This window comes from Vibrio sp. 10N.222.54.A3, assembly GCF_041474095.1.
In the GTDB taxonomy this organism is placed as follows: domain Bacteria; phylum Pseudomonadota; class Gammaproteobacteria; order Enterobacterales; family Vibrionaceae; genus Vibrio; species Vibrio crassostreae_C.
Genome location: NZ_JBFRTN010000037.1, coordinates 44,161 through 50,338 on the forward strand (window position 1 = coordinate 44,161; position 6,178 = coordinate 50,338).

A 6,178-nucleotide genomic window follows, 5' to 3' on the forward strand; every position below is an offset into this window, starting at 1 on the left:
ATATGCACTTCAATCCGCCATTAGAGCCTGCGACTCTTATTAAACGCTATAAACGTTTCCTCACTGACATCCAACTTCCTGACGGTAGCGAGCGTACTATTCACTGCGCTAACACTGGAGCGATGACAGGATGTGCGACTCCTGGCAATACGGTGTGGTACTCAACCTCCGATAATGCAAAAAGAAAGTACCCAAACAGCTGGGAGATCTCAGAAACAGACAAAGGTCATCGTATTTGTGTAAATACTGCGCGGGCAAACCAGCTAGCAGTGGAAGCAATTGAAAATGGGACTATAGTTGAACTCTTAGGTTATAACGCGTTACGAACCGAAGTGAAATATGGCAGTGAGAATAGTCGCATTGATATTCTGCTTGAAGATAACGAAAAGCCGCCTTGCTATATCGAAGTGAAAAGCGTCACTTTGCTCGACGAGCTAGAAACGTCAACTAAAGGGCAAGGTTTTTTCCCTGATGCGGTCACAACCAGAGGCCAAAAACATCTGCGTGAACTCACAGAAATGGTCGAATCTGGAAATAGAGCCGTACTTTTATTCACTGTTTTACATTCAGGTATTGAAAAAGTGTCTGCGGCACACCATATAGACGCCAAATATTCGTTATTACTAAAACAAGCACAAGACGCTGGAGTTCAAGTGCTTTGCTATAAAGCAGAGCTCAGCAGTACTCAAATACAACTAAAACAAGCTGTTGAATTTATCAATAGCTAGGCAAAGATGCTGAACTAATCACATTGATTGCAAGTTTGAATAAGAGTATTTGCCACCATTCGTTCTTTCTGCTATAGATACCCGCCTTAAAATTAGCTGCTTTGCAGTTGACTAGGTGTAAATAGGAGATGCTGTATGCCAGAATCTAAGAAAAAAGCGCTAGGCATCCTAGCCATCGCAGGTGTTGAACCGTACCAAGAGAAGCCAGGTGAAGAGTACATGTCACCTGAGCAAACGGAACATTTTACAAAAATTTTAGCAGCTTGGCGCAACCAGCTCAGGGAAGAAGTTGATCGTACTGTGCACCACATGCAGGACGAAGCAGCGAATTTCCCAGACCCAGTTGACCGTGCTTCTCAAGAAGAAGAATTCAGCCTAGAGTTACGTAACCGTGACCGTGAGCGTCGTCTTATCAAAAAAATTGAGAAGACATTAGACAAGATCGAAGAAGACGATTTCGGCTTCTGTGATTCTTGCGGTATCGAGATTGGCATTCGTCGCCTTGAAGCTCGTCCAACTGCTGATCTTTGTATTGACTGTAAAACACTTGCAGAGATCAAAGAAAAACAGATGCAAGGTTAATTCTTGCAGATGTAAAGAAAGGGAGCCTTGGCTCCCTTTTTTGTTTGTTATCCAAGCGAAGTATTTCACACGCTTGATAGTAAATAGCAGCTTTAAGCCTTAGTTCTATACATCAAACCTTGTTCTATAGATTGAAGCTTAGTTCTAGGCATTAAAGCTCTTGTCAAACGTCTTAAGAATCGGTTACTGCGGTACCATCCAGATTAGGTTGTTCACACATGAATTATATCGGGCGCTTTGCACCATCACCGTCAGGTCCTCTTCATTTTGGCTCACTTGTTGCTGCTCTTGGTAGTTACTTCCAAGCAAAATCTAACCAAGGAAAATGGTTGGTTCGTATGGAAGACTTAGATCCACCAAGAGAAATGGCCGGCGCTGCAGACCTGATTCTTAAGACGCTTGAGGCTTACCATCTATTTTGGGATGGTGAAGTCGTTTATCAAAGCCAGCGTCATGGCTTGTATCAAGCTCAAATCGATCAATGGGTCGCTGACAATCAAGCCTACTACTGCCAATGTACTCGTAAGCAGATAAAGGCTTTAGGTGGCTTTTACAATGGTCACTGTCGAGATGCAGGCTTAATCGATTCAGGTGAGCAAGCGGTGCGCTTGCGCATGGATTTTCCTGTAGAGTCCTTTGATGATGTGCGCCACGGCACGATTCAAATCCCTAAAGCATTAGCTGAAGAAGATTTTATTATTAAACGCAGAGATGGATTGTTTGCCTATAACTTGGCTGTGGTACTTGATGACATCGAACAAGGAGTAACGGAAGTCGTAAGAGGCGCAGACCTGATAGAACCAACAGGTCGACAAATCAGTTTGTACAAGACGCTCAAGCAAAAAACAGTGAGCTACTTGCACTTACCATTGGCAACCGATGACTTGGGGAATAAACTGTCAAAACAGAACCATGCCACCGCAATCAATCTCGACAATCCAAAACCAACGTTACTCAACGCGATGCGATTCTTAGGTTTTGATATCCCGACAGCCCTTTGTGAGGCTTCAATGGATGAGATTTTATTGTGGGGCTGCCAGCAATGGAACGTCAGTCAGTTACCTGATAGTTTACAAAAAGAGCACTGTAATTAGCTCGAAACTCACGGCAAATAGCAAAAACGACACATAAAAATGCCATAACCAACCACTGTGGTTAAGCAGACGATGTTCTCAAATGGCTCGCGCTAAGCTATTATTAGCCGCAATTAAACTCTGCACTACCACTTTGGACTAAGAGAAAAACAAAGTTGGCGATACCTACTTTGTTCTAAACTAATGAATACAAACGACAATACCCCAAGCGAACAACGCGGATTCCACGAATTAGCTCTGAATATTTATACTCGTCAAGAGCACAATATTTCACGCAAGCAGATCAGCGACAACGCACTAAAAGTGCTATATCGCCTGAATGGTGCGGGTTTTGACGCATTTCTAGTCGGTGGTGGTGTACGCGATATCTTATTAGGCTCTCAGCCAAAAGATTTTGATATTGCGACCAACGCAACGCCAGAGCAAATCAAACACCTCTTCAGAAACTGTCGCCTTATCGGTCGCCGTTTCCGCTTGGCACATATCATGTTTGGTCGTGACATCATTGAAGTGGCAACTTTCCGTGGCCACCACCAAGAACCATCGAAAAACGTGTCTGCACAATCGAAAGAAGGCATGCTATTGCGCGATAACGTGTATGGCAGTGTTGATGAAGATGCAGAGCGTCGTGATTTCACAATCAATGCGATGTACTACAACATTGCAGACTACAGCATCCACGATTACGCGGGTGGTGTAGAAGATTTAGAAGATAAACTGATCCGCCTGATTGGCGATCCAGAAACGCGTTACCGTGAAGACCCAGTGCGCATGCTACGTGCAATGCGCTTCGCCGCTAAACTGGATTTCGATATTGAAGAAGACACAGCTGACCCGATTGAAGAGTTAGCGCACCTTCTAAGAGATATCCCGGCAGCGCGTCTTTACGAAGAGTCTCTGAAATTGCTGCAATCAGGTCACGGTTTAGAAACCTACCACCTAATGCGCGAGTACAACCTCTTTCAGCAGATGTTCCCAGCTGTAGCGGAATACTTCACAGAAGATTACGACTCTCACACAGAGCAGATGCTTGATTTGGTTCTCGATTCAACCGACCTTCGCATCGAAGACGGTAAGCGAGTAAACCCAGCATTCATGTTCGCAGCGATGCTTTGGTACCCAATGAACAAGCTGGCAGACAAACTTGTCGCTGAACAGGGTATGGCACACTACGATGCGATCATGGAAGCGAGTAACATCATTCTTGATCAGCAAGTAAAGTCTATTGCGATTCCTCGCCGTCACACCGCAACCATTCGCGAAGTTTGGCAACTACAACTTCGACTGCCTCGTCGCAACGGTAAACGCGCTGTTCGCCTAATGGAGCTCAACAAGTTCCGTGCAGGCTACGATTTCCTAGAAATGCGTGGTGAGATTGAGGGTGGCGAAACTAAAGATCTTGCGAAATGGTGGGAGCGTTATCAAACAGCCGGTCGCAACATGCGTCAAGCGATGGCTAACGACGTTGCAGCACCATCAAAGTCAGGCCATCGTCGCCGTAAGACTTACCGAAACAAAAAGAGTAAGCAATCAGAATGATAACGGCTTACATTGCGGTCGGCAGCAACCTTGCCGACCCAGTTAGCCAAGCAAATTTGGCTATCGAAACGCTAAAAAGCCTACCGCGATCAACGTTTATTGCGACCTCTCAGCTATATAGTAGCACTCCAATGGGGCCGCAAAATCAACCGGACTACATCAACGCGGTAGTCGCTATCCAAACCGAATTAACGCCAATTGAACTGCTTGATTGCACTCAAAAGATCGAGTTAGAGCAAGGGCGCGTCCGTAAAGACGAGCGTTGGGGGCCAAGAACCTTGGACCTCGACATTGTGTTATACGGCAATGAGGTGATCGATTCAGAGCGCTTAATCGTTCCTCATTATGGAATGAAAGAACGAGAGTTTGTACTCTACCCGCTTGCTGAAATCGCACCAAGTTTACAACTCCCTGATGGGACTGAGCTGACAGAACTACTGAAAATAGTAGATAAGAACGGGCTCAATGTTTGGCAACAATAGCCAAGCGCATTAAGGAAAACCAATGAAAAAAGTAACCATTAACGACCTGATCAAATGCAAACGTGAAGGCCGTAAATTCGCGACTTCGACAGCTTATGATGCGAGCTTTGCTCAATTATTCGAAAGCCAAGAAATGCCAGTTCTGCTTGTCGGTGATTCACTGGGTATGGTTTTACAAGGCCATAACGATACATTACCAGTAACTGTTGAAGACATTGCTTACCATACTCGCTCAGTGCGTGCTGGTAGCCCGAACTGTCTTCTTATGGCTGACATGCCTTTCATGAGCTACGCAACGCCAGAACAAGCTTGTGAGAGCGCAGCTACCTTGATGCGTGCTGGCGCGAACATGGTAAAAATCGAAGGCGGAAGCTGGTTGGTTGATACTGTGAAAATGCTAACAGAACGCGCAGTACCAGTATGTGCGCACTTAGGCTTAACGCCTCAATCTGTGAACATCTTTGGTGGTTACAAGATTCAAGGTCGTGACGACGAGCAAGCCGACAAAATGGTTGCTGACGCGTTAGCACTGCAAAACGCAGGCGCTCAAATCGTTCTACTTGAATGTGTGCCAGCTTCATTGGCAAAACGAATTACAGAAGCTTGTGACGTACCGGTTATCGGTATCGGCGCAGGTAATGTTACCGATGGTCAGATCTTGGTTATGCATGACATGTTCGGTATTTCTGCGAACTACATGCCGAAGTTCTCTAAGAACTTCCTAGCAGAAACAGGTGATATGCGTAAGGCAGTAGCTCTATACAAAGAAGAAGTAGAGAGCGCGCGCTTCCCTGATGAAGCTCATACAATCGCTTAGGAGTAAGTATGCAAACTTTTGCTGAAATAGCAGCTCTTCGTGAGCAGATTAAACAGTTTAAGCGTGATGGACGTACGGTTGCTTTTGTACCGACAATGGGAAACCTGCATGAAGGCCACCTGACTCTGGTAAAGAAAGCTCGTGAACTGGCCGACATCGTTGTGGTAAGCATCTTTGTAAACCCAATGCAGTTTGACCGTGCAGACGACCTAAACAACTACCCTCGAACGTTAGAAGCAGATTTAAGCAAACTAACAGGTGAAGGTGTTGAGCTAGTATTTACACCAACGCCAGAGGTGATGTACCCAGATGGATTAGACAAGCAGACGTTTGTTGAGGTCCCTGGCATATCTCACATGCTTGAAGGTGCCTCTCGTCCAGGTCACTTCCGTGGTGTATCAACCATTGTCACTAAACTGTTTAATATCGTTCAGCCAGACTTTGCATGCTTCGGCGAGAAAGACTTTCAGCAACTTGCTGTTATTCGCCAGATGACCACTGATTTAGCATTAGACATTGAAGTTGTCGGCGTTGCGACCGTTCGTGAAATGGATGGTTTGGCAATGAGCTCTCGCAATAGCAACCTAACGATTGACGAGCGCCAACGAGCGCCCGTTTTAGCGCGTACTATGCGCTGGATCAGCAGCGCTATTCGTGGTGGTCGCGATGATTACGCATCAGTGATTGAAGATGCTACTGACCAGCTACGCGCTGCAGATCTTCAACCTGACGAAATCTTCATTTGTGATGCTAAAACTCTGCAAGCGATCACTTCAGAATCAACTCAAGCAGTGATTCTAATGTCGGCTTTCCTAGGTAAGACGCGTCTTATCGATAACCAAGTTCTCGATTTGGTAACGGAAACCAAAGAAGAAGTGAAAGAAGAAACGACTGAATAGTCGGCTTCTGCTCTTAACGCAAATCGAGTAGGAGGAG

General features: G+C 45.6%; 7 protein-coding genes. All 7 read left to right on the forward strand.

Going from position 1 to position 6,178, the window contains the following annotated elements:
- The first annotated feature begins 2 nt into the window (after positions 1 to 2).
- The 7 genes from sfsA (at position 3) to panC (ending at position 6,141) form a co-directional block, all read left to right on the forward strand.
- A complete protein-coding gene (gene sfsA, locus AB4507_RS09215; RefSeq protein ID WP_102394608.1) occupies positions 3 to 728 on the forward strand; it encodes a DNA/RNA nuclease SfsA in 726 nt (241 codons plus the stop codon).
- A 135-nt stretch (positions 729 to 863) separates the two neighbouring features.
- Positions 864 to 1,310, forward strand: a complete 447-nt coding sequence (gene dksA / locus AB4507_RS09220) for an RNA polymerase-binding protein DksA (RefSeq protein WP_004738189.1) — start codon at positions 864 to 866, stop codon at positions 1,308 to 1,310.
- Positions 1,311 to 1,528: 218 nt separating this feature from the next.
- On the forward strand, positions 1,529 to 2,404 hold the full coding sequence (gene gluQRS, locus AB4507_RS09225; protein WP_102394609.1) for a tRNA glutamyl-Q(34) synthetase GluQRS: 876 nt from the start codon (positions 1,529 to 1,531) through the stop codon (positions 2,402 to 2,404).
- 183 nt (positions 2,405 to 2,587) lie between these two features.
- Positions 2,588 to 3,943, forward strand: coding sequence for a polynucleotide adenylyltransferase PcnB (gene pcnB, locus AB4507_RS09230; RefSeq protein WP_019819797.1), 1,356 nt, complete (start codon positions 2,588 to 2,590; stop codon positions 3,941 to 3,943).
- Positions 3,940 to 4,425 carry a 2-amino-4-hydroxy-6-hydroxymethyldihydropteridine diphosphokinase gene (gene folK / locus AB4507_RS09235; RefSeq protein ID WP_004735459.1) on the forward strand — a complete coding sequence of 162 codons (486 nt, stop codon included), beginning with the start codon at positions 3,940 to 3,942 and terminating at the stop codon, positions 4,423 to 4,425. Before pcnB ends, folK begins: the two co-directional genes overlap by 4 nt.
- A gap of 22 nt (positions 4,426 to 4,447) precedes the next feature.
- Positions 4,448 to 5,242 (forward strand): 3-methyl-2-oxobutanoate hydroxymethyltransferase, encoded by a 795-nt coding sequence (gene panB, locus AB4507_RS09240; protein ID WP_017059433.1) that lies wholly within the window; start codon positions 4,448 to 4,450, stop codon positions 5,240 to 5,242.
- Positions 5,243 to 5,250: 8 nt separating this feature from the next.
- Positions 5,251 to 6,141: a pantoate--beta-alanine ligase gene (panC, locus tag AB4507_RS09245; RefSeq protein ID WP_017059434.1), complete on the forward strand. Its 891-nt coding sequence runs from the start codon at positions 5,251 to 5,253 to the stop codon at positions 6,139 to 6,141.
- The last annotated feature ends 37 nt before the right edge of the window (positions 6,142 to 6,178 follow it).